The organism is Hymenobacter sp. CRA2, from assembly GCF_002007105.1.
Lineage (GTDB): Bacteria > Bacteroidota > Bacteroidia > Cytophagales > Hymenobacteraceae > Solirubrum.
The window spans coordinates 180257-205052 of sequence record NZ_MVBC01000001.1 but is presented as its reverse complement, the minus strand read 5'-3'; the positions used below and the strand labels follow the sequence as shown (position 1 = coordinate 205052).

At 62.4% G+C, this 24796-nt stretch carries 21 protein-coding genes and 1 pseudogene; 7 read left to right on the top strand and 15 right to left on the bottom strand.

Annotated elements, in window-relative coordinates; all coding sequences use genetic code 11:
- Positions 1 to 53 precede the first annotated feature (53 nt).
- The 3 genes from B0919_RS00705 (at position 54) to B0919_RS00695 (ending at position 3422) form a co-directional block, all read left to right on the top strand.
- Positions 54 to 395 carry an HU family DNA-binding protein gene (locus B0919_RS00705; RefSeq protein WP_227762932.1) on the top strand — a complete coding sequence of 114 codons (342 nt, stop codon included), beginning with the start codon at positions 54 to 56 and terminating at the stop codon, positions 393 to 395.
- A gap of 96 nt (positions 396 to 491) precedes the next feature.
- Entirely contained in the window at positions 492 to 1403 is a 912-nt protein-coding gene (locus B0919_RS00700) for a tetratricopeptide repeat protein (RefSeq protein WP_254846437.1), read from the top strand.
- Positions 1404 to 1814: 411 nt separating this feature from the next.
- On the top strand, positions 1815 to 3422 hold the full coding sequence (locus tag B0919_RS00695; protein WP_078010270.1) for a ribonuclease E/G: 1608 nt from the start codon (positions 1815 to 1817) through the stop codon (positions 3420 to 3422).
- Positions 3423 to 3555: 133 nt separating this feature from the next.
- On the opposite strand, the gene B0919_RS00690 is transcribed toward B0919_RS00695, so the two are convergent.
- Positions 3556 to 4233, bottom strand: a complete 678-nt coding sequence (locus B0919_RS00690) for a porin family protein (protein ID WP_078010269.1) — start codon at positions 4231 to 4233, stop codon at positions 3556 to 3558.
- Positions 4234 to 4345: 112 nt separating this feature from the next.
- On the opposite strand from B0919_RS00690, the gene B0919_RS00685 reads away from it, so the two are divergent.
- Both B0919_RS00685 and B0919_RS00680 read left to right on the top strand, forming a co-directional pair.
- Positions 4346 to 5365, top strand: coding sequence for a gliding motility lipoprotein GldB (locus B0919_RS00685; RefSeq protein ID WP_139361812.1), 1020 nt, complete (start codon positions 4346 to 4348; stop codon positions 5363 to 5365).
- Between the two features lie 98 nt (positions 5366 to 5463).
- Positions 5464 to 6663, top strand: a complete 1200-nt coding sequence (locus B0919_RS00680; protein WP_078010267.1) for a glycosyltransferase family 4 protein — start codon at positions 5464 to 5466, stop codon at positions 6661 to 6663.
- On the opposite strand, the gene nth is transcribed toward B0919_RS00680, so the two are convergent.
- From nth to B0919_RS00655, 5 genes are all read right to left on the bottom strand, one after another.
- Positions 6660 to 7334 (bottom strand): endonuclease III, encoded by a 675-nt coding sequence (gene nth, locus B0919_RS00675; protein ID WP_078010266.1) that lies wholly within the window; start codon positions 7332 to 7334, stop codon positions 6660 to 6662. The genes B0919_RS00680 and nth overlap by 4 nt on opposite strands.
- A 104-nt stretch (positions 7335 to 7438) precedes the next feature.
- Complete coding sequence (locus B0919_RS00670) at positions 7439 to 7669, bottom strand: hypothetical protein (protein WP_254846436.1); 231 nt, start codon at positions 7667 to 7669, stop codon at positions 7439 to 7441.
- Positions 7608 to 8243: an RNA polymerase sigma factor gene (locus B0919_RS00665; RefSeq protein ID WP_078010264.1), complete on the bottom strand. Its 636-nt coding sequence runs from the start codon at positions 8241 to 8243 to the stop codon at positions 7608 to 7610. The genes B0919_RS00670 and B0919_RS00665 overlap by 62 nt, the downstream gene beginning before the upstream one ends.
- Before the next feature lie 237 nt (positions 8244 to 8480).
- On the bottom strand, positions 8481 to 9014 hold the full coding sequence (locus B0919_RS00660) for a DUF6799 domain-containing protein (RefSeq protein WP_078010263.1): 534 nt from the start codon (positions 9012 to 9014) through the stop codon (positions 8481 to 8483).
- A 96-nt stretch (positions 9015 to 9110) separates the two neighbouring features.
- Complete coding sequence (locus tag B0919_RS00655) at positions 9111 to 9554, bottom strand: hypothetical protein (protein ID WP_078010262.1); 444 nt, start codon at positions 9552 to 9554, stop codon at positions 9111 to 9113.
- Positions 9555 to 9949: 395 nt separating this feature from the next.
- On the opposite strand from B0919_RS00655, the gene B0919_RS00650 reads away from it, so the two are divergent.
- Together B0919_RS00650 and B0919_RS00645 are read left to right on the top strand one after the other, a co-directional pair.
- Positions 9950 to 11245, top strand: a complete 1296-nt coding sequence (locus B0919_RS00650; RefSeq protein ID WP_078010261.1) for an MFS transporter — start codon at positions 9950 to 9952, stop codon at positions 11243 to 11245.
- Between the two features lie 189 nt (positions 11246 to 11434).
- A complete protein-coding gene (locus B0919_RS00645; protein WP_078010260.1) occupies positions 11435 to 12016 on the top strand; it encodes an RNA polymerase sigma-70 factor in 582 nt (193 codons plus the stop codon).
- A gap of 180 nt (positions 12017 to 12196) precedes the next feature.
- Here B0919_RS00645 and B0919_RS00640 read toward each other — a convergent pair whose 3' ends face one another.
- The 9 genes and pseudogenes from B0919_RS00640 to B0919_RS00605 all read right to left on the bottom strand — a co-directional run bounded on the left by B0919_RS00640 (position 12197) and on the right by B0919_RS00605 (position 24792).
- Positions 12197 to 14536, bottom strand: a complete 2340-nt coding sequence (locus B0919_RS00640; protein ID WP_254846435.1) for a TonB-dependent receptor domain-containing protein — start codon at positions 14534 to 14536, stop codon at positions 12197 to 12199.
- A gap of 239 nt (positions 14537 to 14775) precedes the next feature.
- Positions 14776 to 16299 carry a M56 family metallopeptidase gene (locus B0919_RS00635; RefSeq protein ID WP_078010259.1) on the bottom strand — a complete coding sequence of 508 codons (1524 nt, stop codon included), beginning with the start codon at positions 16297 to 16299 and terminating at the stop codon, positions 14776 to 14778.
- A complete protein-coding gene (locus B0919_RS00630; RefSeq protein WP_317043874.1) occupies positions 16286 to 16693 on the bottom strand; it encodes a BlaI/MecI/CopY family transcriptional regulator in 408 nt (135 codons plus the stop codon). The genes B0919_RS00635 and B0919_RS00630 overlap by 14 nt, the downstream gene beginning before the upstream one ends.
- 294 nt (positions 16694 to 16987) lie before the next feature.
- On the bottom strand, positions 16988 to 19429 hold the full coding sequence (locus tag B0919_RS00625) for a M20/M25/M40 family metallo-hydrolase (protein ID WP_078010258.1): 2442 nt from the start codon (positions 19427 to 19429) through the stop codon (positions 16988 to 16990).
- 174 nt (positions 19430 to 19603) lie between these two features.
- Complete coding sequence (locus tag B0919_RS00620) at positions 19604 to 21259, bottom strand: cyclic peptide export ABC transporter (protein ID WP_078010257.1); 1656 nt, start codon at positions 21257 to 21259, stop codon at positions 19604 to 19606.
- A gap of 28 nt (positions 21260 to 21287) precedes the next feature.
- Positions 21288 to 21992, bottom strand: coding sequence for an aspartate/glutamate racemase family protein (locus B0919_RS00615; RefSeq protein ID WP_078010256.1), 705 nt, complete (start codon positions 21990 to 21992; stop codon positions 21288 to 21290).
- A gap of 33 nt (positions 21993 to 22025) precedes the next feature.
- On the bottom strand, positions 22026 to 22565 hold the full coding sequence (locus B0919_RS26010; RefSeq protein ID WP_410503611.1) for a phosphopantetheine-binding protein: 540 nt from the start codon (positions 22563 to 22565) through the stop codon (positions 22026 to 22028).
- A gap of 333 nt (positions 22566 to 22898) precedes the next feature.
- A pseudogene (locus B0919_RS26005) lies at positions 22899 to 24065 on the bottom strand (AMP-binding protein); the annotation flags it as partial.
- Between the two features lie 4 nt (positions 24066 to 24069).
- Entirely contained in the window at positions 24070 to 24792 is a 723-nt protein-coding gene (locus B0919_RS00605) for a thioesterase II family protein (RefSeq protein WP_078010254.1), read from the bottom strand.
- Positions 24793 to 24796: the final 4 nt, after the last annotated feature.

Genomic DNA, 24796 nt, shown 5'->3' with positions numbered 1-24796 from the left:
CCCCGAAATGCCTACCGGGCAAGGGCTTACGGGATTTTGAAAGCTTTTTGCCCATACTTTTTTTCACTTTTCAGGTTCCTAATACAGTGACCAAAGCAGAAGTAATTGCCGAGATTGCCGAGAAGACCGGCATTGAGAAAACCGACGTGTCTGCAACCGTTGAGGCTTTTTTCAAAGTGGTGAAGGATTCGATGGCCAACGGCAGCAACATCTACGTGCGTGGCTTCGGTAGCTTCGTAAACAAGAAGCGGGCCCGGAAAGTAGCCCGTAACATTTCGAAAAACACGTCGATTATCATCGACGAGCACTTCATCCCGAGCTTCAAACCCTCGAAAACCTTCATCAGCAAGATCAAAAACAGCAAGAAGGTAAAAGAGCAGCCGGTACAAGCCTAAGCTTGAAACCGCTCGGTTCTTCGTAAACTTGCCGGCCGCCGCCGTGCTGGTCTGCCCCGAAAGCAGCAGCCCGGCGGCCGCCTTTTTCTTCCGCGTATGGCTACCAGCCGCTCTTTTGCTTCCCCCCAGCTCCTGATTCTCATCCTCGCCGCCGCTGTGGTGGCTGGGCTGTTTTTGCTGCCGAAAGGGGTGATGAAGCCAAAGGAAGGTAAGGGCGAAGCCGCCCGTGATGCTGCCGCTACCGCCACGCGTGACGGCGGCGGACCGCAGACCAACGGCTCCAAGGCCGAGGCTTCGTCGGGCCCGGTACCGGCCAGCACCGGCACTACGCCGGAGCAGCCCCACACCATGGCCTCGCCCGAGCAACGACAGGAGCTTAACAAGCTCGTGGCCCGGTATCAGACCGCCGAAGGGCCTGCCAAGCTCTCCTTAGCCAACGACCTGGCGAAGCAGTACCAGAAGGTGCAGCGCTTCGACAGCGCCGGCTATTACTTTGAGCAGGTGGCCCTGGTACGGCCGGGCGAACAGACCTGGAAGCGCGCTGCCGACCAGTACTTCGAAGCTTACAGCTTCGCGGCTACGGAGGCGCGTGCCAAGCTGCTGAGCGCCAAAACGCGCGAGCTGTACGAGAAGGTGCTCAAGCAGAACCCGCAAAACCTCGACGCCAAAACCAACATGGGCATGGCCTTGATGGCCAGCGACAACCCCGTCTCCGGCATCATGATGCTGCGCGAGGTGCTGGCCGCCGACCCCAAAAACGAAAAGGCCATCTACAACCTGGGCATTCTGGCGCTGCAGAGCAACCAGCCCGACAAGGCAGTAGAACGTTTCGAAGAATTGGTGAAGGTAAATCCCAAGAATGTGAACGGACAGTTCTACTTGGGCGTATCCTTGGCACAAAGCGGGAAAAAAGAGCAAGCCAAGCAAGCGTTTCTCAAGACCAAAAGCCTGAGTGCGGACCCTGGCCTGCTGACTTCGGTCAACGAAGAACTTCAAAAGCTTCAGTGAGGAACCTCAGTCCGTCATGCCAAGCCCGGTGGGCTTAGCATGACGGGCGGGTTTCTAAGAAATCAATCAACCCAACCCTTAACCACTCTAACTCATGCCCTGCGGTAAAAAGAGAAAGCGCCACAAGATTGCCACCCACAAGCGGAAGAAGCGTCTGCGCAAGAACCGTCACAAGAAGAAGTAAGCCCGCGGGGGTTTGCTGGGCGCTAACGCCTTGGCTGTGAGCCATCGTACGCCCTATGTTTCACCCCGCCGACTCCCGGGCGTGGCTTTGTGGTTACGTTCTCCCCGTGGAACTGAATAGGGGGAAGCTAGTGCCTCGGCGCTGGCTTCCCTTCTTGGCTTATGCGAGGGTTAACTTATTGACTACTAGTTTTACACGTTCGGACAGCCGGCTAACCCCGAACTCCATTGAGTAACGAGTTAATCATTAATTCGACTCAGGAAGGCGAGCGGATTGCCCTGCTTCAGGACAAGCGGCTGATCGAGTATCACTTCGACCGCAACGACACCAACTACGCGGTGGGCGACATCTTTCTGGGCACCGTCAAGAAGGTGATGCCCGGCCTGAACGCCGCGTTTATTGATATCGGGTATCAGAAGGACGCCTTCCTGCATTACGGCGACCTGGGCGAGCAATTCCAGACCCTGGCCAAGTGGACCCGGCTGGTGCACGGCGGCAAAGCGCCCGTAGCGCACCTGAAGGGTTTTCCGCGCGATGCGGCCCTTGAGAAAGTCGGCAAGATGGCCGACATCGTCAAAAAAGGCCAGCAGCTGCTCGTGCAGATTGTCAAGGAGCCGATTTCGACCAAGGGGCCGCGCCTGTCTTCCGACCTGTCGATGGCCGGCCGCTACCTCGTGCTCATCCCGTTTTCCGACACTATCTCGGTGTCGAAGAAAATCGTGAGCCGGACGGAGCGTGACCGGCTCAAGCGCCTGATTGCGTCGATTAAGCCCGACGGCTTCGGCGTGATTATCCGCACCGTGGCCGAGGGCCGCGACGTGGCCGAGCTGGACCGCGACATGACCAACATGGTGGCCATGTGGGAGCAGCTCTACCAGAATCTGCGCACGGCCAAGCCGAACGACAAGGTGCTGGGCGAGCTGGGCCGCACCTCCTCCATGCTGCGCGACATGCTCAGCGACTCGTTCGACGCTATTCACGTCGACTCGCAGCCCATGTACGAGGAGCTGCGCAGCTACCTGCAGCAGATTGCGCCCGACCGGCTGGATCTGCTGAAACTGTACACCGGCAAGACGAAGATTTTTGAGCAGTTCGACATCGAAAAGCAGCTCAAAACACTCTTCGGCAAGACGGTGACTGTGCCCGGCGGCGGCTACCTCGTCATCGAGCATACCGAGGCCCTGCACGTCATCGACGTAAACTCGGGCAACAAGAGCAACCAGCAGAGCGACCAGGAAGCCACTGCGCTGATGGTCAATCTGGCGGCGGCGAAGGAAGTAGCCCGGCAGCTGCGCCTGCGCGACATGGGCGGCATCGTGGTGGTCGACTTCATCGACATGCGCTCGGCCGACAGCCGCAAGAAGGTGGAGGACACGGTGCAGCAGATCATGGCCCGCGACCGGGCCAAGTTCACCATCCTGCCCATCACCAAGTTCGGCCTGCTGCAAATCACGCGGCAGCGCGTGCGGCCCGAGCAGAACATTACCACCACGGAGGTGTGCCCCACCTGCGGCGGCACGGGCAAGATTACCGCTTCGATTCTGGTTACCGACGAAATCGACTTCAGCATCGACGAGCTGCTGGTAAACCAGAACCACTCCGGCCTGACCTTGTACGTGCACCCCTTCCTGCACGCGTACTACACCAAAGGCTTGGTAAGCAAGCAGATGAAGTGGTACATGAAGTATTACAAGTGGGTGAAAGTGGTGAAGGATACCTCCTTGGGCCTCACCGACTACCGCATCCACGACGAGCGGGGCGAGGAAATCGAGCTGCACAGCCGCGCAGCCGAAATCAACAGCCTGCAGGACCGCGACGACGAATCGGACGACTAGCTGCCGCCCGCTTCGTGAGCTGAATAAAAACCACGGCGCCCCCACTGTTCACGCTTCTGGAACGGTGGGGGCGCCGTGTCGGTATTGAGCAACAGGTAAATGGTGGTAAGGCCAAGAACCTGTACTGCTACTGCTAGAACTTCAAGCCCAGGTCCAGGGCAACTTCCCGGTTCTTGATGCTCACGTCCTTGTACTTGCGCGTGTTGTCGAAAAACCGGTCGACGTTGAGCAGGCCGTGGTGGTACGATATGCCGGCAAATACCTTGGTGCTTTGGCCGAGCTGGTATTCGACACCGGTGCCGCCGAGCAGGCCCGCATCGGCGAACAGGAAGTGGCTGCGGGAGCGTTTCTGCTCGTTGTTGAAGTCGGTGAAATACTTTTCGCCGTTGATGCGGCCGCCGGTCAGGCCGCTGAGTACCCCACCGACCTGGAAGTACACCTTTACGTCGGTCGCCACCTCGTTGGTGAAGAGCTTCACCGTCACGGGTACCTCCACGTACTGAAGGCGGACTTTCTGCTTGAGCAGCGGGTTACCCGCAATAGCCGGCTCGTTGTACGTAATGGTACCACCTTTGCCGGTCAGCTGCAGCCCGGTGCTGAAGGCGTAGTTTTGGCCGAAAAAGTAGTCGACTACCAGGCCGCCGCCGATGTTGGCCAAGCCGCCGTCTTTGTCGAAGTTGTACTGAGAGGGTGAGGAAGCTGCCAGGCTGCTGATGCTAGGCGAGACTTTCAGACCGATTTCTACCTGGGCCGAGGCCGTGGTGACGGCGCCGCCCGTAACGAGGGCCAGCGCGAGTAAGGCTTTTTTCATAGGAGATGACACGCTTGGGCGGCGCCGTGCGTTGCTGATGCCAAGCCGGATACGGGCGCGCCCGTGTTTTGGCTAATTTCGCCCTAAATATAGAAGCCCCCCGCCACCTACCATGCCCTTTCCGCGTTTGCGCCCTTGGCTGAGCACTGCGGTGCTGGCTACTTTGCTGCTGGGCCAGTCGGCCTGCAACCGTGACCAGAAGTGCGAAATGTCGCCGGAAGTAGCCGCCGTGAAAGCGCCGGTGACGCTGCAGCGGCTGGAAAATCCCTTCTTCCAGATCAAGACGCCCGCTGATGCGCAGCGCTTTCTGGATGCGCAGCCGGTATTTGCGCGCTACTTCCTGCAGCGCGGCAAATACCCCTCCGACGCCATGCTCCAGCAAACGCTGCTGAAGCTGTCTACCAACCCCGGCCTGCAGCAGCTCGGGCGGCAAGCCGACAGCACCTTTCAGAACACCGAGCAGTGGCAGGGTGAACTGCAGCGCTTCTTTCAGCACGTGCGCTACTACTTTCCTGACTTCAAGGTGCCCCAAACCGCCACCTTCGTCAGCGGCCTGAGTCAGGACATCTTCGCCAACGACAGCCTGCTGGTCATCAGCACCGACTTCTTCGTGGGGCCCAAGGCCGTGTACCGGCCCAACGCCCCTAATTACCTGCTGCGCCGCTACCAGCCGGAGTACGTGATGCCGCGCGTAGCCGAAGCCGTATCGAGCAAGTACAACCAGAAGAAGCTGACCAATACCACGATGCTGGCGGAGATGATTCAGAACGGTAAGGCCCTTTACTTCGCCGAGAAGACCTTGCCCTGCACCGATGATTCGTTGCTGATCGGCTTTCCGGCCAAGGACCTGCAGAACGTCAACTACAACGAGGCCAAAATCTGGGGGCATTTTCTGCAGCGCAATCTGCTGTACACCACCAATCCTTTTCAGATTCAGAAGTACGTGGGCGAGCGGCCCAACGTGCCCGAAATCGACAAAACCTGCCCGGGCCGGGTGGGCAACTGGATTGGCTGGCAGATTGTGCGCAAGTACATGGCCGAGCACCCCAACGTGACGCTGGCCCAGCTCATGGCGAACAAAGACCCGCAGCGCATCCTCAGCGACTCGCGCTACCGCCCCCGGCCCAAGTAGTGAGGTAGTGACATAGTGAAATGGTGAGTTTGATGTTCTGAGTTCTAGAGCCAAACTCACCATTTCACTATGTCACCATTTCACCAATTCACCTGCCCATGCACATTGCCGTTTTCAGTCAGTACCACACCAACCCGGACTGCCCCGCGACCAGCCGGCATTATTCGCTGCTGGCGCACATGGCCCGGCGGCACCGGGTTACGCTGATTACGACCAATACCTGGGAGCGGCAACGGCTGACGCACGAGTACCCGTGGTTGCCGGCGGGCGTGGAAATGCTGGCAGCTGATATCCCTTACCACAACCGCATGGGCGTGGCCGCGCGCGGCTGGGCCTTTTCCAAGTACGTAGCGTACGCCGTGCGGCAAGGCCTACGCATCGCCCGGCCCGACGTGGTGTGGGGTATCAGCACGCCGCTGACGGCAGCCTGGGCCGCTGCACAGGTCGCCCGATTGCGGCGGGTGCCGTGGGTGTTCGAAGTGCAGGATCTGTGGCCGTCGTTTCCCATTGCCATGGGCGCCGTGCCCAACCCGCTGGCCCAGCGTAGCCTCTACGCCCTGGAGCATGGCCTGTACCGCTCGGCCCGGCACATCCTGCCTTTGTCGCCGGATATGACGGCCTACGTGCGCCAACTCGGTATTGCCGGCGAGAAGCTGACCACTGTGCTCAACGGTACCGACTTCGACTTAGCCGCCCAGGCTACCGAGCAGCAAGTAGAAGCGCTGCGTACCGGCCAAGGCCTGCGCGGCCGGCGCGTGGTGCTGTACGCCGGCACCTTCGGCCGCGCCAACAGCATTCCGATGCTGGTAGCCGCCGCCGTGCGCCTGGCCGAGCAGTATCCCGACGTGGTCTGGTGCTTTATGGGTCACGGCTTTTACGACGAGTTGCTGCAGCAGGCGGCGGCCGCTCACCCGTTCATCCGTCTCATCGAGCCGCAGCCGCGCCACCGGGTATTCGCCTGGTTCCGGCTGGCCGATGTATCCGTGGCGCCCTTTATGGGCCTGCCCGTACTCGACGCCAACTCGCCGGCCAAGTTCTACGACAGCCTGGCCGTAGGCACGCCGGTCATCGTCACGAACCAAGGGTGGACCAAGACCTGGGTGGAGCAGCACCGCTGCGGCTGGTACGTGCCCGCCGACGATGCCGATGCCCTGGCCCGGAAGCTGGGCGAAGTACTCGCTGAGCCCGCGATACTACGCGAGGCCGGCGCCCGGGGCCAACAGGTAGCCGCGGCCGAATTCGACCGCCGGCAGATAGCGGCCGTGGTGGAACGAGTGCTGGAGCAGGCGGCCGGCTAAACCGGCGCCACCACAGGCTCCAGGCTCGGGCGTACTTTGTCGTTGTAGTACTTGCAGAAGTCCGTCAGCGGGCACTCCATGCATTTGGGGTTGCGCGCCACGCAGATGTAGCGCCCGTGCAGAATCAGCCAGTGATGCGCCTTCGGAATGAGCTCCTCGGGCGTGTATTTCACCAGGGCCTTTTCCACCGCCAGCGGCGTGGTGGCCGTGCGCGGCACCAGCCCCAGGCGGTGCGATACGCGGAAGACGTGCGTGTCCACGGCCATAGCGGGTTGGTTATAGATGACCGACACGATAACGTTGGCCGTCTTGCGGCCCACGCCGGGCAGCAGCTGCAGGTCTTCCAGCCGGTCGGGTACTTCGCCGTTGAAGCGTTCCACCAGCATCTTACCCAGCCCCGCCAAGTGCTTGGCTTTGTTGTTGGGGTAGGAGACGCTACGGATAAACGGGAATACCTCCTCGGCCGAAGCAGCGGCTAGGTGCTGCGGCGTGGGAAACTGCTCGAACAGCTTCGGGGTAATCATATTGACCCGCTTGTCGGTGCACTGGGCGCTGAGCACCACGGCCACGAGCAGCTCGTACGGGCTGCCGTAGTGCAGCTCGGTTTCGGGCGCGGGAAAGTTGTCGGTGAAGTAGGCCAGAAAGCGGCGAAACCGTTCGGCGAGGCGCATAACAGCGGAGCTTATGGAAACAAGCGAGCGAATGACAGCCCGCAACCAGCCGACAAATATCCGGCTGGGCGGGCAATCATTCGCTCTGAAGGTGCGGCGGCTTTTTAGGCCGGGCGCAGGAAAGTGCGGGAGTACTGCAGAATGTTCTGTACGGCGCGGTCCGAGGGGCCGGGCTGCAGCGCATCAAGGTAGCGCTGGGCCTCCAGCAGGTCGGCGCAGCGGGCCGCCAAATCGGCGTCGTGCAGCAGGGCCTGCTCTATGTTCTGTTGCTCCTTAGCTGGCAGCTCGTTGTACACATACCGGAGCAGGGTCTCGTGGGTAAAGGTTTTGATCATAGAAAACAGGTTGGGCGGCCATTTTCTTCCGCAAGTTGATGAGCGCGTAGCGCATGCGGCCCAGCGCCGTGTTGATGCTCACCCCCGTTGCGTCGGCAATTTCCTGGAAGCTCATGTCGCCGTAGTGACGCATGATGAGCACTTCCTTTTGCGCGGCCGGCAACTCCTGTATTAACTCCCGAAGGCGGCTGTAGGTTTCCTCCCGCGAGAGAGTCATGTCTACACTTTCCTCCGACAACGACAACGAGTTGAACGCGTGACCCGTGGCGTCGAGGTTAAACTGGGGGTTGCGCTTCTGGCGCCGGAAAAAGTCGATGGCTAAGTTGTGGGCAATACGGCAGATCCACGACGAAAATTTCCCCTCTTCATTATACCGTCCGCTCTTCATCGTGTGCACCGCTTTGATGAACGCATCCTGCAGCAGGTCTTCGGCCACGATGGGGTCTTTCACAATCAGCATGATCGTGGTGAAGACCCGGCGCTTGTGGCGGGTGAGCAACAGGGCGAAGGCTTCTTCCTTGCCGGCAATGTAGAGCGATATCAACGCGGAGTCGCTCGGCTGCATGGTTTCCATAAAGGCTACGGTTAGGGGAACGTAGAGCTTTAGGCCATATTGTGCAGGTTGCCGTGAAAAAGATCAGGAAGTGAAGAGCGGATGAATTATCGCAGTGACCAAATGTAGAATTCTGCTACGTCCAATGCAACGGGTACCGCCCAGTTAACGACAATATTTTTTTAGGCCTTGAAGCTCGGCCATAAAAAAGCCCGCCAAAGGGCGGGCAAAGCAGGAACAATAATCGTGCTGGCAACCTCAGCGTTGAGCTTCCAACGCTCGTAATTGCTCGTCTAAACCGCTAGTGCCGGGCGCGTTGCCCACCGCCTGCGAGGTGCGGTCGGCGAGGCGGTCGGTGAGCTTCTGCAGCAGGGCCACGCGCCGCTCTAGTTGCCGCAGCTGCTCGGCCGTAGCGGTGGAGACGGTGCTGCCGCCGGTGGTAATGCTGATTTCGCCGCGTCCGCCCGCTACTTGCCGGTTGCGCTGCTCAATAGCCTGGGCCGATTGCATGTCGTCGCGCAGATTCACGACCACGCCCTGCATGTTTACGGCCTGGCCATTGGGCAGCAGCTGGCGGGTGCCGTCTTTGCGCACCAGGATGCCGGTGGGGTTCATCACGGAGCCGTCGTTCAGCGTCAGGGGGCCCTCCAGGCGCCGTGCCTGGCCCGCTTGCAGGCGCATCACCACGCCGCTTTCCCGAAAGGCGCCGTCTTTCAGGCTGTAGGCCGTCGATTGGGCGTACGTGAGCAGGGCAGAAGCGAGCAGGATCAGGGTGAGCAGGAAACGGCGCATGGCAGCAGAGCACCGCGGCGGAAGGTAGGCGCCGCGGCGTCAGCCGGAATACGCAGCCGTGCCGGTAGCCGTTGCTCGGCCCAGCCGGCGCAGGCACTAGGAGCGGTGGGACGATACTACAGTAGCTGCGTTTTCCTGTTGGTGACACGCGGTGAGCCATTGTAGGGCCGAGAATTCGTCGGAAAACATACGAATGTCGCAGTGAGCCAGCGGCGTGGCGGGGGCGTAAGCGGGTGGTGTCATGGCACTTAGGTGCGAGGGGGAGAGCAGATAAGCTAGGTAGATGCGCGCGTGCAGGCAGCCAACCAGACGCGGCAGAAATGCATCGATAACCCAGCGCATGGCCGTGTTGCTGGCCGGGCCGCGGCGGCGCATGTCCAGCAGCCAGTAGCGGGCCTGGCGCGTCACGGCCACCGACAGCGCGGCCTCGTAGCCTTGGCGTACTTCGGCGTCGTCCGTGCCACGGAGCCAGCGCCCAAAGAGCAGGCCGAGGTCGTCGCGAAACGATAAATCGAGGAATTCGGGTAGAACAGTGCTCATGCAAAGGCAGCAAGCGGTAGCACGGCGCTGGCGAAACGAAGCGCGACCTGGTAAGACCAATAACCCGGTGAAGAAGCCGAACGACCGTGGCGGGCGGTTTGGCAGGCTGACCAAATTCAACGAAGAACCCGGAAACAGCTGATGCGGAAGCGGGAAGGTGAGCAGGCCGCTGCGGCTGGCAAAGAGCAGCGGAGAAGCAGAAACGCCGGCGGGGAACGTAACGACCCGGCGGAAGCAGAGGCGGTAATGGGCTCTTAACAATGATACGAAAACATAGCATGCCTGGCAAGCCCGACTGGAGCCGGACACCCAAGAAATAACACCGGGGTAAAGCACGCAGGAGCGGGCCCGGGGTGCGGGTTACCTTTGCGCCCGACTTTCGTTAGAGGCTTCCTATGAGTACTGCCGAATCCGCCGCGCCCACGCCCCGCCACGACCCCTATGCCGCGCTACGCCTACCCGAGTTCCGCCGCCTGATATCAGCCCGCGTGTGCTTTGTGGTAGCCACCCGCATTCAGGGGCTGGTAGTGAGCTGGCAGATTCTGCACCTGACCAACGACCCGTTGGCGCTGGGGCTGATCGGGCTGGCCGAGGCCGTGCCGAGCATCGGGGTGTCGCTGTACGCGGGGCACGTGGCCGATTCGGTGCGGCGCAAGAATATTATCGTGGCCGCGGTGGCGGTGCTGCTGCTGTGCGCGGTGGCGTTGTGGGTACTCGCTTCGCCGGTGGGGCTGCCGCTGCTGGCCAAGTCGTCGCTGTACACGTGGCCGCTGTACGCGGTGATTTTTGTGAGCGGCATTGCGCGTGGGTTCCTGGGGCCGGCGCTGTTTTCCTTTATGCCGCAACTGCTGCCCGACCGGGAGCGGCTGCCCAACGCCATTACCTGGAACAGCACCACATACCAGGCCTCGGCAGTGCTCGGGCCGGCCATCGGCGGCTACCTGGTGGCGGCCATCGACGTGGCCAACTCCTACACCGTGGCCTCGGGGCTGTTGCTGATAGCTCTGCTACAGTTTGTGAGCATCAAGGGACGCCCGCTGCCACCCATAGAAGGCCAGAAGCTGGGGCTGAAAGAAAGCGTGCTCAGCGGCTTGCGCTTCATCTTTAGCAACCAACTGGTGCTGGCGGCGCTGTCGCTGGATATGTTCGCGGTGCTCTTTGGTGGGGCGGTGGCCCTGCTGCCGATTTTCGCGGTGAAGATCCTGAAAGTAGGGGCCGAAGGCCTGGGGCACCTGGAAGCCGCGCCGGCCGTGGGTTCGGTGCTGATGGCTGTGGCGCTGACGTACTTTCCGCTGCGCCACCGCGTCGGGCGGAAGCTGCTGTGGGCGGTAGCCGGCTTCGGCTTGGCCACAGTGCTCTTTGCCTTGTCCACCAACTTCTACCTGTCGCTGTTCTTGCTGTTTATGACCGGCGTGTTCGACTCCGTGTCGGTAATCGTGCGCTCGACGCTGATTCACACCTTCACGCCCGAGTACATGAAGGGCCGCGTGTCGGCGGTGAATAACATCTTTATCGGCTCCTCAAACGAGCTGGGCGCGTTTGAATCGGGTGCCATGGCCCGGTTGCTGGGCACGGTGCCCTCGGTGGTATTTGGCGGCGTGATGACCATGGTGGTGGTCGGGGCCACGGCCTTGCTGGCGCCCCACCTGCGCCGCCTGCACGACGTGAAGGAGGAAGTGCCCGCCGGGTAAAACCGGTTCGGGCAACTGATGCTGGGCAAGCTGATAAGATGGGGAAGGAGCCAGTGCGCTCAATAAAACCGGCGGCTGGCCTATGCAATTCTGCCTTCGATAAAGCATAGCCGAAACGGTATCTTCCGTAGCTTTACGCCGCGCCAAACTACCTATTGGGGTGTTGCTGTGGTGCTTGCTGCCGTCGTTATGCCCGAAGTCGATACCCTGGATGCCCTTGAAGTCCGCCTGGCGGAGCTGCAGCGCGGCGGGGACGGTGAGGCTTTTATGCAGGCTTTATTCAAGCACTACTACCGGCCGCTGGCGGGCGTGATTTTTCGGGTGGTGCAGGACCGCGCTGTGGCCGAGGACCTGCTGCAGGACGTGTTCATGCGCATCTGGAACCACCGCGAAACGCTCGTCATCAGCACCACCTACAAAGCCTACCTCTACCGCGCGGCCATGAATGCTGCGCTGCGCCACGCCGAGCGCCGCAAGCGGCAGGTAAGCTGGGACGAGGCTGCCGTGCCCGAGCCCGCGCGCGACACCACCGCCGAGCACCTCGACGGGCAGGAAGCGGAACAGCTGGTGGCTGAGGCCTTGGAAGCGTTGCCGCCGCAGTGCCGGGCCGTGTTTTTGATGAGCCGGCAGGAGGGCTTGAGCTACCAGCAGATTGCCGAGGCCCTGGAAGTAGCGCCCAAAACCGTGGAGAACCAGATGGGCAAGGCGCTACGTATCATGCGCGACAAGCTGAGCGGTCTGCTGTCGGGGCTGCATTCGTGGTTGCTGTAGGGAGAGGGAAAAAGCGCCGCCGCGCCCAGCATTGAGTTGTAGCAGATCGGCGTAAGAGACAATTCTAATGCTTACTAAGCACCCGCGGCGGCCGTCAGATCTGCCCAAAACGGTCTAGCGCCCGGCGTTCCATGAAGCAGAACGCCGGGCGCTAGATCTATGAACTGCCGGAGCAGCGGTTTACTGGCCGCTGCCTACGCGGCGCTTTTCCTCTTCGGCGGTATCGGTGCGTGACCGGGACGACGTCTGGCTGCCGCCGAAGCGGTAGCTGAACGAGACCGTGCCGACCCGCGAATCGCGGCGCTGGGTAAAGTTTTCCACGTAGTTGTCGTAGGTAGACGTGGCAATATTGCGGTTGGTGTAAAAGATGTCGGTCACGTTGAGCTTGAGGGTACCCAGTCCTTTCCACAGGCTTTTCTGCAAGCCGGCGGTGACGTCGCCGTTGGCGCGGGAGGTAATGAAGCCGTAGACTTCCGGCGACTGGTAGGTCGCGCTCAGGTCGAAGCTCCAGCCCTCACCCAGCGCCACGGTGTGCGTGCTGCTCAGGTTGACAGACGGCTTGGCACGGTCCAGAGCGGTGCCCGCCAGCTCACCAGTGAAGCGGCTGTAGTAGAACACGACGTTGTTGTAGATCGACCACCCCTTGCACGGCTCGATGGGCGCAGTCAGCGTGAGGGCGGCGTAGTGCTGGGTGGTGAGATTGACGGGGCGGGCCAGGATGAGGCGGCTCGTGGCCGTGGCGGGCTGCACCACGATGATAATCGGGTGGTGCATATTGCTGTAGCTCAGCCCGACGGTGTATTTCTGCAGGTACGTGTGCGTCAGCTCGGCATTGTAGCTCGTCTGCGGGAGCAGGGCCGAGTTGCCCGAGCGGTAAGTGGTGGCGTTGAGGTACACCCGGAACGGGTTGAGTTGGTCGTAGCCGGGCCGGTCGAGACGGCGGCTCAGGGCCAGCGTCAGCTCGTGCTTGGTGCTGAAGGCATACTTGAGCGAAGCACTCGGGAAGAGCTGAAAGTACTTGCGGTCGAAGCGCTGATTGCCGACATCCTGCACGCCGCGCGCGGTGGTATGCTCGCCGCGCAGGCCTGCCTGCCAGGTGGCGCGGGTGCCCGTCTGCTGAAAACTGACGTACGCGGCCTGAATCGTCTCGTTGTAGCGGAACCGGTTGGTCTGGTCGGTATCCACCACCGTCACGCCGTCGGCCGTCTGCAGAAACAGGGCATCGTTGTCGGACTCCACGTGGCTGGTTTTGACCCCACCCGAGAGCAGCCGGCGATGCAGCAGTGGATGCGCATAATCTACCTGGCCAGTAAACAAGGTCAGGTGCCCGGTCTGGTCGCTGAGAAGCTGGCGTGGCGCCGAGCCGGTATCGAGCAGCGAGGCCAGGCCTTGCTGCCGGCTGAGGCGGTAGCTCGCGTAGTTGGCATCCGCCGTCAGGGCGCGGCTGTTGCTGGAGTCGGCAAACGCGTGTCGCAGGTTGAGGTTGGCCGTCAGGTTGGGCGTTTTGGCGTTGCGGTACGCATCCGATACCAGCGTGCGAATGGCGCCGCCATCGGCGTCCAGCAAAGTCACCGCGTTGGTGCCCTTGCCCTTGCTCAACGCAGCCTGGCCGGTGAGTTCGGCGCCGAGCGTCGTCCGGTCCGTGAAGTTATAGTCCACACCGGCCTTCCAGTTCTGGGTCCAGGAGCTAATGGCGGTGTAGTCTTCCTGCGTGCTGCCACCGGCCCGGCGGCCTTGCTCGTAGAATGCGCGGTTGTTGTTCAGACGCAGGTAGTTGCCGCGGTCGGCGTACGTATAGGAGCCAAACGCGTTAAGCTTGTCCCGGCGGTAGTTAAGCGTAGTGCCAGCCGTCAGGCGACCAAACTTACCGCGCCCGTAACCCAGGTTTACGCTACCATTGGCGCCCCGGCGCTGGTCCTGCTTCAGGTTGATGGCAATGATGCCGGCCGTGCCTTGCGCGTCGTAGCTGGCGGGCGGGTTGGTTATCAGTTCGATGCTTTTCAGCTGCTCGGCCGGCAGGGTGCGCAGGTAATCGGCCAGCTCGGTGCCCGTCATGGGCTGGCGTTTGCCGTCGATGATGACCAGCAGGCCCTGCTTGCCCCGCAGGGCCAGGTTGTCGCTGCCGTCGACGGTGACGCCTGGCGAGCGGGACAGCACATCCAGCGCCGTGTTGCCAGCGGCCAGCGGCGAGCTTTCCACGTTTACCACCGTGCGGTCGGCCTGGCGCTCAAACAGCGGTTTCTGGCCCAGCACGGTTACTTCTTTCAGCACCGTGGCTGCGCTGGTGCGCAGCGTTACGGAGGGCAGCGCCAGACCCGCCGCGGGCAGGTCAAACGGGGCACTCCAGTAGCGTACGAACCCTACTTGCGCCGCCGACACCAGGTAGGGGCCGCCCGACGGGGCTTGCAGTTCGAAAGCACCTTTTTCGTTGCTAAATTCGGACTTGACGACGGATGAGTCCTTTACGTGGTGAAGGGTAACCGTCGCAAATTCGACCGGAGCGCCATCGGCGTTCAGCAAGACACCGGTGACACGCGCCGGGCCTTGGGCCCAAGCGGTCAGGGTGCAGCCCAGCCAGCAACAAACCAGTAGCAAACGAGCTAACGGCTGCATTCGGGGGGAGAAGGTTAAGCTATTCATAGCGGGAAAGATGGAGTAGGCAGTGCGGAGCCAGGCGACCGGTAAATCCGGGCGCAGCAAGCGTGGCGAAGAGGGGAATTCTGCCTACTGGGTGAGAGAAGAACTGAGCAGAAACTGGCCTAATGGGCGTCGGTAATGATTATTTGCGCTACCCCGCTGACTTTGCCGGTGGCTGGGTTGTGCGGGACGTGGAGCAGTCGGCGGTAGCGGGCTGCTACTGCTGCCGGCTGCGGATGGCCGTTGATAGCCAAGCTTTTGCCCTGAAAGACCAGGGTGGCTTGGCCGGTGCTGGCGCGGAGCTTGGGGTCGGCTTGTATTTCTTTCAGAAGAGCAAGCTGCTGCTGGCGTATGGCCCATGGGTCCGGGGATGTTGCACTGGTACCGGCTGCAGCCGGTTTGGCGGCAACTGCGCTGCGCGCGGCGGCCTGTGCCACTTGGTCTGTACTATCCCGTGCTCCTTGGGAGGTACGCGGAGCGCCCGCCGGCCATTCCTTGCCAAACGACTGGCCCGCGGCTAAGGCCGGTGTGTGTGTAGCAGGCTCCTGCGCCGGTTGGCTGGGCTCCCCGAAGCAAAAAACGGCGCTGCCCACCACCAGGCCGGCCCCGACTATCAGCACCACGGCCGCGGCAAAGCCTTCCGCGAAGGTGGGCATGGCGGGCGCGTGCTGCACCAGCCGGCGCACCCGGCCCAATAGCGAGCCATCGGGACCCAGGGCTGCCATGGCCAGGCGCGGCGTGCGGGTGCGGGCATGCTGAGTGGTGTACTGCAGTTCGGCCACGGCCGATAGGGCCTGTGCCAGGAGTCGGGCGTCGCCGTAGAGGTGCGTGGCAATGTCGTCGCAGCAGTTTTCGCGCTCGGTGCGCAGGGCTGCGGCTAGGTACCACACGGCCGGGTGGTAAAAGAAAATGGTTTCGGTCACCGACTGCAGAAGATTGAACAGGTAGTCACGCCGCAGCACGTGGGCAATTTCATGGGCCAGAATCATTTCCAGCTGGGGGCGGGGCAGCCCCGTGGCCAGCCCCAGGGGCAGCAGGATAATGGGACGAAACAGGCCAACCACCATGGGCGAGGGCACCAGTGCCGAGGCCAGCAACTGCACCCGGTGTTGGAGGCCGGCCCGCTCGGTCAGTGTCTCAAGGCGCTCTTGCCAGGGGGCCGGCAACGCGGCCACGCGGTAATGGCGCAGGCGCTGCACGTAGGCCAAGCTCGCCAGCAAGCGGAGCAGCATAGCCAGCATCCCCAGCAGCCAGGCTGTTACCAGCAGGGGCAGATGTTGCTCGGCGTAAATGGCCCCCACCTGCAACAGGTTAGAAAACGGGTTTTTCGTAGGCTGAGAGGTTACCTCGGCAAGTACCGGCGCGGCGTGGGGCGCGGCCTGCGCCTCAGTCTGAGCCGGGTGCGGGGCCGTCAGAGTCGGCGCCGTTGTGTAGTACCAGGCACCCGTTGCGGTAGTCAGGGCCAGCAGGCAGGTCAGGGCGCCCGCCGCTACCCAGTACCGAACGGCCGCCGTGTGGCGCTGCAGCACCATCAGGAGCAGAGCCGCTGCCAGTCCTATCAGTGCGCCTTGCCAGAGCGAGTGCAGCAGGGTGTAGCCCAGGGCTCGGAGCAGAGCGGGGGGGAGTACATCTTCAAGCACGTTCATCGGAGTTGGGGGTAGGGGGGATAGGAGTAGCTTGATTGAGCAGCGCCTGAATCTGGTCCAGTTCCTCGCGGGTATTCTGATTGCGGCCCAGGGCCCGCAGTACCAGCTTGAAAGCCGAGCCGCCAAACGCCGATTCGGCTAGCCGATCGAGCAGCTGGGCCTGGGTATCTTCCTCGCGCACCGCGGCTCGGTAGATGTGGGGCCAAACGCTTTCGTCGCGCAGCACTAGTCCCTTGTCCAGCATGAGCTGCAGCCACTTCAGGGTGGTGGTGTAGCCCACCTCGCGCTGCTGGCTGAGCTGCTCGTTGATCAGCCGGACGTTGGCCGGACCGCGCTGCCAGAGTACCTGTAGGATAGCCAGTTCGGCCTCGGTCGGTTTGGGGATATTGGTCACGGCGGTAGCTGATTATGCTTACGAATATCTTCGTAGGGTAAATATATACGAAGTGATTCGTAATTGATTCGAAGCTTACGAACTTTTTCGTAAATTTTTTAAAAGCCTTCGTTCGTAGCCCGGCGCTTAAGGCTGAAAGGTAATGAATAGGCAAGCAGAAAAATGCGTTTAGGTTATCGTCGATGAATATTTTGGTTATATAAGTAAGATGGCCGAAGCCAGCGCCAGGCGTTTGGTGTGGCGGCAAGCATGGCCCTTCGGAGAATACAGCTGGGGACGAGTGCACTGGCCTGATCATAGGGTGAATTTTTTGGCTACCTGCGTGGTAAAGCTGCTGTAGCCGGGAGCCGGAATCAGGCTGGCGGGTAAGGGCGGAGTGCCAGCCACGGCGGGTAGCTGCAGGCTACGGTCGGTGACGAGCAGCGGCAGTGGGCGGCCGTCGGCGGCGTCCAGTTCAAGCAGCACGCCTTCCGGACCGGGCGCGAAGAAGGTGAGGGTGACATAGCCGTTACTGGTGGCTAAGCTGGCCGGCTCGACGGGATGCCCTGCCACGCGCAAGCCGCGGAGGCGGCCACGCTCCCAGCTAAGCCGCAGGCTGACGACCCCGGCGCGGCGCGGCCGTACCTGCACGCGGCAGTGACGACCGTTGGGAACTATACTATCCGCCAGCACCTCAATAGTAGGGGCTGCCAGTGCCAGCACTGGGGCCACTTGGTGTAGCAGTGGTTGGGCCGAGCCGGGAAACAGGTTCGGCAGCGGGCTGAACGTGGGGGCCGGGAGTAGCTGGCGGGTCCAGGCATTGGGTTGAGGATTGGCGCTCAGCCAGTGCGCCTGGGCCTGGTCAGCATCAAGCAGGTAGTACAAGTGCGTCTGCTGCGGGTGCTCGGCCGTGGGCTGGCTGCTGGCATGGCCGGCGGCCAAAGCGCCCATGCCGACGAGGCTCGTAAGCACCGGCAGCCCCCAGCCCATTCGCGCCGGGGTGAAAGCCACGCGGTCCAGCAGGGGCAGAAGCGTGGGCAGCAGCAGCCCCAGCAACACGGTAAGCAGGAACATAGCCACCAGTACCAACGCCCCCAAGCCTGCCAGCGTCAGTACCGCCGAAAGGAGGGGCGCTAACAGTGCCACGGCCGGCAACGCACCCAGCAGCAGAGGCAGCAGGCCGAACGGCTGGCTGCTTGAGGAAGCTTCTGCCTCCAGCGAGTACGCGTCTTGCCGCTGGGTCCAGAGCCAGCTCAGGCCGCCAAACAGCAGCGGTAAGCCCAGCAGAAAGCCCAGCGTCGGGGCCTGCACTTGTATGGCTAGCTGCAGAACCGCCATGAGTAGTAGCGCGCCGCCGTACAACGACTCCGGGCGTAGCCATCGGCGCAGCATCCGGTAGTAGGCGCCGAATACCGCCCCGCCCAAGGCTATCAGGGCCAGGTGGTAGCAGCGGACGTTGTAAAAAGCCTGGTCGTAAAAAACCGCGTACTGCGGATACGCCTCGGCTACCAGACGGGTAAGGGCCCAGCCGGTGGCCAGCACCAGCACCAGGCCGCCAAGCCAGGCCAGCGCCCCGCCCAGCAGCCCGCCGACGCGTAGCTGGCCCCGCTGGCGGGCCCGACCGGCGGCGGCCAGCAGCGCCGTCCCGGCCAGCACGCTCAGGGCGTAATTCCAGCGGGCGTCGTACAGAACCAGCCACTTGCCCAGGGGATTAAAGAACGTGCGAGCGGGCGTAGCCTGGGCTATCAGCGGAATGTTGGCGAAGTGCCGCACCAGGGGCAGCATGTACTCGCCCTGGTGCTGCAGCGAGCCTAGGTCCAGATGCTCGGGCGTATCAGCCAGGCTGTGGTAGTACGAATACCCCTCGCTGAAGGCAAAATTGAGCCCGGGCAGCCCCGCCGCGCGAAACGCGGTGAAATCGGTATTGTTCGGTAGGTACCGGTAGATTTCGTAGGCCAGCGACGAGCCCACGGGCACCGGCGCGGCTTGGGCAAATTCGCCCAGCGCCCAGCCGCTGTTCACCTCAAAAAGCGAACTGGCGCCCGCGTTGCCCCGCGCTTCAAAATTGAGCACCACACCCACCTTCCGCCGCAGCCGGGCCGTATCGGCCGCATAAGCCCGGGCGCCGAGCAGGCCGGCTTCTTCGCCGTCGGTAAATACCCAAATCACGTCGTGCGTCAGCGGCGGCCCGGCCCGCAAGGCGCGCATCGTTTCGAGGGCTGCTGCTACGCCCGCGCCATCGTCGCTGGCGCCGAGGGTATGGGGTTGGGAATCGTAATGCGTGAGCACCAGTACGGCCCGCCCGCCCGGCTGGCGGCCAGGCAGGCGGGCAATGACGTTTTGTACCCGGGCAGCCGTCAGTACACCTTCGCTACCGGTTACGATGGTGGTATCTTGCACGCGGGTGAGCAGGCCCAATGACTGGCAGCGCTGAACCAGAAAAGCACGTACCGCGGCGTGGGCTGGCGTACCAATGCTGTGGGGCGCGCGCGCTATGGTGCTGAGGGCCTCCACCGCCCGAACCGCCGAAAAGGCCGAGGCCGGAGAATCGGCCGGTACCGGCTCGGGCGGCCGTACTAGGTAGATAGTCAGCCACGCAAACGACACGAGCAGGCCGAATGGCAGCCAGCGGCTGATGATCGAAGCTGGCGTGTTCGGGCGTGGGCGCGCACCACCTGCCAGGCCGGTGAGGAAGGAAGCTGCCGCAGACGGCTTGGAAGCGCTGGAAGTGGGGATTGGCTTGGTAGGCGTAGGCATAAGGGCAGGCGCGGTAAGCTGGCCGAACGGCTTCTAAACTGATTGCGGGTGCCGCTGAAACCCTGGATCAGGGCCGCGGTAGGTAATGGAGACTGGTGAGCTGACCGAGCCTGCCGCCCATAGCGGCAGGCTCGTGTCTCAGACCGCGGCCTAGGCAGTGGGCGGGGTAGCCGCTCAGATATGCGAGACCAGGGCGGGGTCTTGTAGCCAGACCTGTTTCAGCTTGCCGTAGTCCATCTCGAATACCCGGTCGGCGCAGTTGTAGTACTTGTCGTCGTGCGTAATGGCGAGGATGGTAAAGCCCTCGTCCCGCAGCTGGGGCAGGATTTCGGTGTAGAACTTCTTCCGGAAGTAGGGGTCCTGGTCGGCGGCCCACTCATCAAGCACCAATACCGGTTTTTTCTCCAGCAGCACCGAAATGAGGGCCAAGCGCTTGCGTTGCCCCGTCGAGAGGTCCCGCGAAGAGAAAGCGCGGTCCTGGTAAGTCACTTTGTGCTCCAGCTCGAATAGCTTGAGGTAGCGCACGACGAGGTCTTCGTCGACGTGCGTCAGGCCAAACAGCTTGTTGAACAGGTAGAAGTCGTTGAATACGACCCCAAACAGCGCTTGGTAGCTGCTGTAGCTGGTCCCCTGAATGGCGTGCCCATCGCAGAAGATGCCGCCCTGGGTGGGCTTAAACAGGCCCAGCAGCAGCGTGATGAAAGTCGTCTTGCCGCTGCCGTTGCCGCCATAAATGAATACCACCTCGCCCTTGCGCAGCTCCAGGTCCACGGGGCCGACGGAAAAGCCCGCCCCATCTTTCTCCGTGCGGTAGGTGTGCGTAACGCCGGACAGCACAATCTCCTGGAAATCCGTCAGCGGCTGCGGGCGCAGGGCCTGGGGGCTGTGCGTACCCTCGCCCTGCAGCTCGTTCTTCAGCGTCACTACGCGGTCCAGCGACACCTTGGCCTCAATCAGGCTGGGCAGGATGACCATGGCGCTTTCGGTGGCGCTGAGCAGAAACAGCAGGATAAACAGGAAGTTGACTACCACCGAGGCGCTGAGGTTGAGCCAGTAGGTCAGCCCCAGCAGCAGGGCGCCGATGAGGCAGTTGAAGAGTACCTGCCCGATAATCTGATTGTTCAGAAAGCCCACGTAGGCTTTGCGGTTGTTGGCCACCGACTTGTCTTCGAGCACCTGTAGTTCCGACTGCACGATGTCGTCGCCCTTGGCCGGTGCCAAATGGATTTCCTTGAAGCCGTGGAGCAGAGAGTTGAAGTTCAGGATGAACACGTCCTCCAGGTTTCGGGCCGTGGTGAGGTGCCGCTCGTTGCGCTTCATGCTCTGGCTGTACACCAGCACCCCCAGGCCCAGCACCACGAAGGAGCAGGCAAAGAGCGGCAGCGAAATCAGGGCCATGTAGACGAACGAGGCCAGGATGATGATGACCGACGACGAGAACTGGATGATGTTCATGCTGGCCGCCGTGAGGATGTTCACGTCGCGCACCAGGGAGGCGTGCAGGGCCGTCTTGTACCGCACAAACCGCTCGTAGCTGGTTTGCAGCATCAGGTCGATGATGTCGCGGCGCGTGCGCCAGAACACCCGCTGGGAAAAGTCGATGATGACGGACGCCAGCAGCCGGCGCGACGAGACGAAAAAGAAGACGATGAAGGCGAAGGCAACGGCGTGTTGCAGGTTCACCGTCTTGGCCTTGCCCGCCAGCAGCTCGTTAATCAGGAAGTTAACGAAGGCCATGAAGGCAAAGCTGAGCAGGCCCGAGACGATGCTTAAGAAGATATAATAGACGAGCCGGGCAGGTTTGCCCGCTATCAGAAAGATGTTCTTCATGCGCGGATACGGAGGGAATACAGAAAAATCAGGCTTGGATGGCGCGCAGGGTGGCACTGGCCAGCACGTCCATGGTATCGAGGTACACGGCCGCGTCCAGTACGCAGTGCCGCATGCCGATCTGCACCTCGGAGCACCCCCCGACGATGATATCGGCGCCGCGGCCGCAGAGCTCCTGCACTGCAGCGTTCAGCAGGCGGTAGGCTTCCGGCGAAATGACGGCCGATTTCAGGCCGTTGTCCATGTACACCGAGCGCATGAACAAGTCCTCCTGCTGGTCGGCGTCGAGGGTGAGTAGCTCGTGCCCGGTGCCGGCAAAAGCCGTGTGAAACAGCTGCGAGCGAAGCGTACCGGAGGTGCACAGCAGGCCGATTTTGCGGCCCGGCGCGTACTCCTGCTGTACTTTGTCGCGCAGGAGCTCCACCGGGTTAAGCACCGTGGCGCGGGTGCGGGTCTTGATTTTGTTGATGAAGTAGTACGACGTCACACAGGTGGAGACGATGACCTCGGCCTTGCACTGGTCCAGGGCCGAGAACGAGCGGAGCAGCTCCGCTTCCGGCGACGTTTCGTTGCCGACGATGGCACGGGTGCGGTCCGGAATCCGGCTGTTGTTGTGCAAATAGAACTCGGGGAAGTCCTGGTCCCGTTTTGCATCCAGGCCCGCAATGAGCTTGTCGACGAAGTACAAGCCCGCCCGCGTGCCCATGCCCGAGATGATACCTAGCGTTTTCATAGAGGCGCTGCTTGCGTATGCTGTCTGCCGGCTTCAGAGTAAAATGCCCTGCCCCGCCGCTTGCGGTTCGGCCACCCACAGGGCCACTTCGATGGTGGCCACCAGGCCCCCCACGGTATTGGCGGTGAACACCCAGGTGGGCTCCAGGCTGATGCGCAGGTCCTGGTTGAGCGTGTTCACCAGCTCCATGGCCCGCACCGAATCAATGCCCAGCGTTGCCAGCTCATCATCCGGCTGCAGCTCCAGCGCCGGCTGATGCAGGCGCGTCCGGAAGAGCTCCTGCAGGTACTGCCGAACCAGATCCGGGTCTTTGGTGGTCTTCAGCTCGGCCAGCAAGGCGGTCCGAGCACTCCACTGCGCTGTCACCGGCAGGGGCTTTTTATCCAGCCGTTCCTGATCGAAGGCGCCTTCCTGGTACAGCTGCGCGCATTTGGTGCGTTGCAGCTTGCCGCTCGAGGTGCGCGGAATGCGCAGCGGCCCGACGAGCACCACGTCGAATGGGGCCAGGCCCACGGCTTCCACCACGCGGTTGGCCAGGCTGTGCTTGATGGCGGCCACGTCGAGGTTACGCATGAAAGCGCGTTTGACCTCGGCCACCACTACCAGCTGCTCCTGCTCCTCTACCTCGACGGCCACGGCCGCGGCGGCGTTGCGCTGCAGGGCTGGGTGGGCCGTAGCGCAGGCACTTTCGATGTCGTAGGGATAATAGTTCTTGCCCCGGATGATGAGCAACTCCTTTTTGCGGCCCGTCACGTACAGGTGCCCGTCGTGCACGAAGCCCAGGTCGCCGGTGGGCAGGTAAGCCTCTGTCGTAGCGGACGTAAGCGCATCCTCGGACCGCAGCGGCCAGTAGCCGCGGCTCACGCTAGCCCCGGCCAGCACAATTTCGCCGATGGCAGTGCCCTCCGCCGTCGGGGGCGCCAGGATGCGGACGTCCATGCCGGCGGGCACCCGCCCCGACGACACCAGGTACGTCCCGTGGTCGTCGGCAGCTGCTTCCTCCGGCAGCAGCGTTACTCGCCCCTGGTTCAGCGCGGCCCGCTCCACTAGCACCGACCGGAAGGCCGCGCCCGGGGCTTTGACACCGGCTACCAGCAGCGTGGCCTCGGCCAGGCCGTAGCAGGGGAAAAAGGCGTTTCGGTGGAAGCCGCGACCGGCAAAGTGAGCCGCAAACCGCTCCATGGTAGCGCGCTTCACCGGCTCGGCGCCGTTGTAGGCCACCTGCCAGCTGGACAAGTCCAGCGCCGCCACCTCCGGGTCGCTGTCGACGCAAAGGTCGTAGCAGAAGTTGGGGCCGCCGCTGTGCGTCACCCGGTACCGGTCGATGGCCTTGAGCCAACGCATCGGTTGCTGCATAAAGTGCAGCGGCGACATGAGCAGGCAGGTAGCGCCCAGGTACACGGCGTGCAGGATATTGCCGATGAGCCCCATATCGTGGTAGAAGGGCAGCCAGGAAAAGATGATGCTCTCGGCATTGCCCGCGAAGGTTTCGGCGAGCAAGGCCTGGTTGTGCAGCAAGTTCTCGTGGCTGATGACCACGCCCTTGGGGTTACCGGTGGAGCCGGAGGTGTATTGAACAAAGGCCAACCCGCGGCTGGCAACGGGCGTCAGCAGCTGCGGCACGCCCCCCGCCAGCTGATCGGCATCCGTCGGCAGGATGTGCAGCTGCTCGAAGCCGGAGTAGTCCCGCAAGCCGGTTTGGATCTTGTTAACGAGGCCCGATGTGGTCAGGATAACGCGGGCGTCCACATCGGCAATGATGTGGCCCAGGCGGGCCATGTGCCGCGTACTGCGGGGCAGGAACATGGGTACCGCCACCACTTCCGCTTCCTGGCAGGCCAGAAAAGCCGTGACGAACTCCAGGCCTTCCGGATAAAGCAGCAGCACGGGGTGCCCGCTCAGGCCACTGGCGCGCAGATAATCGGCCAGCGCCAAGACGCGCGTCAGCAGGGAGGCATACGTGCACTCGGGGCCAATCGTGCTGCCGTCCTCCAGGTAGCCAAAGGCTCGCTTGTGGGGGAAAGCAGCGGCGCCGGCCCGAAGATAAGACGCTATAGTACGGGGTGTCTGCACGGGCTTAGCAGGTGAGGTGAGCAGCGTGAGCGGCAGCAGTGCGGCGGCGCTGGTAGCAGCCCCGGATGATGTCGGCCAGCCGCTCGGCGTGCTGATGAATAAAGAAGTGCCCGCCCGGCAGTAGGGCCGCTTTCAGCTCTGCCGCGGTGAAGCGTGCCCAGTTGCCTATCTCCGGGCTGGTGGCTTCCTCGTCGCCCATCAGGGCAAAGAGCGGCGCCTGCAGGGGCGCAAACGAGGCGTGGCTGCCTAGCTCCGCCAGCTGGAAGTCGGCGCGCAGGATGGGCTCGTAGAAGTCAAAAAGCTCCTCGTGCTCCAAAAACTCGGCCGGCACCCCACCCATCTGCTGCAGCTCGGCCTTTAGGGCCGTACGGGGCAGCTGGTAGCGCTTCAGACCCCGGCTGCTGCCCGGGCCCGCGTTGCCGCTTACCACCACGTGCGCGGGCGGGTAGCCGGCCGCTTCGAGCCGGGCCCCAACTTTCAGGGCCAGCAAGGCGCCCATGCTATGCCCGTAGAGCACGTAATCGGTAGGACCCAGCGCGATAATCTGGCGGCAGAGGTCATCGGCGGCGGCGTCTATATCTAGCAGCAGCGCCTCGGCGTGGCGGCGGCCCCGGCCGGGCAGCTCCAGCGGGATAAATTCTACCTCCGGCAGGTAGGGCTCCAGGAACTGGAAGGAATAGCGGTTGCCGCCGGCGAAATGCAAGAGAAACAGCTGAACTTTTTTCATAAAA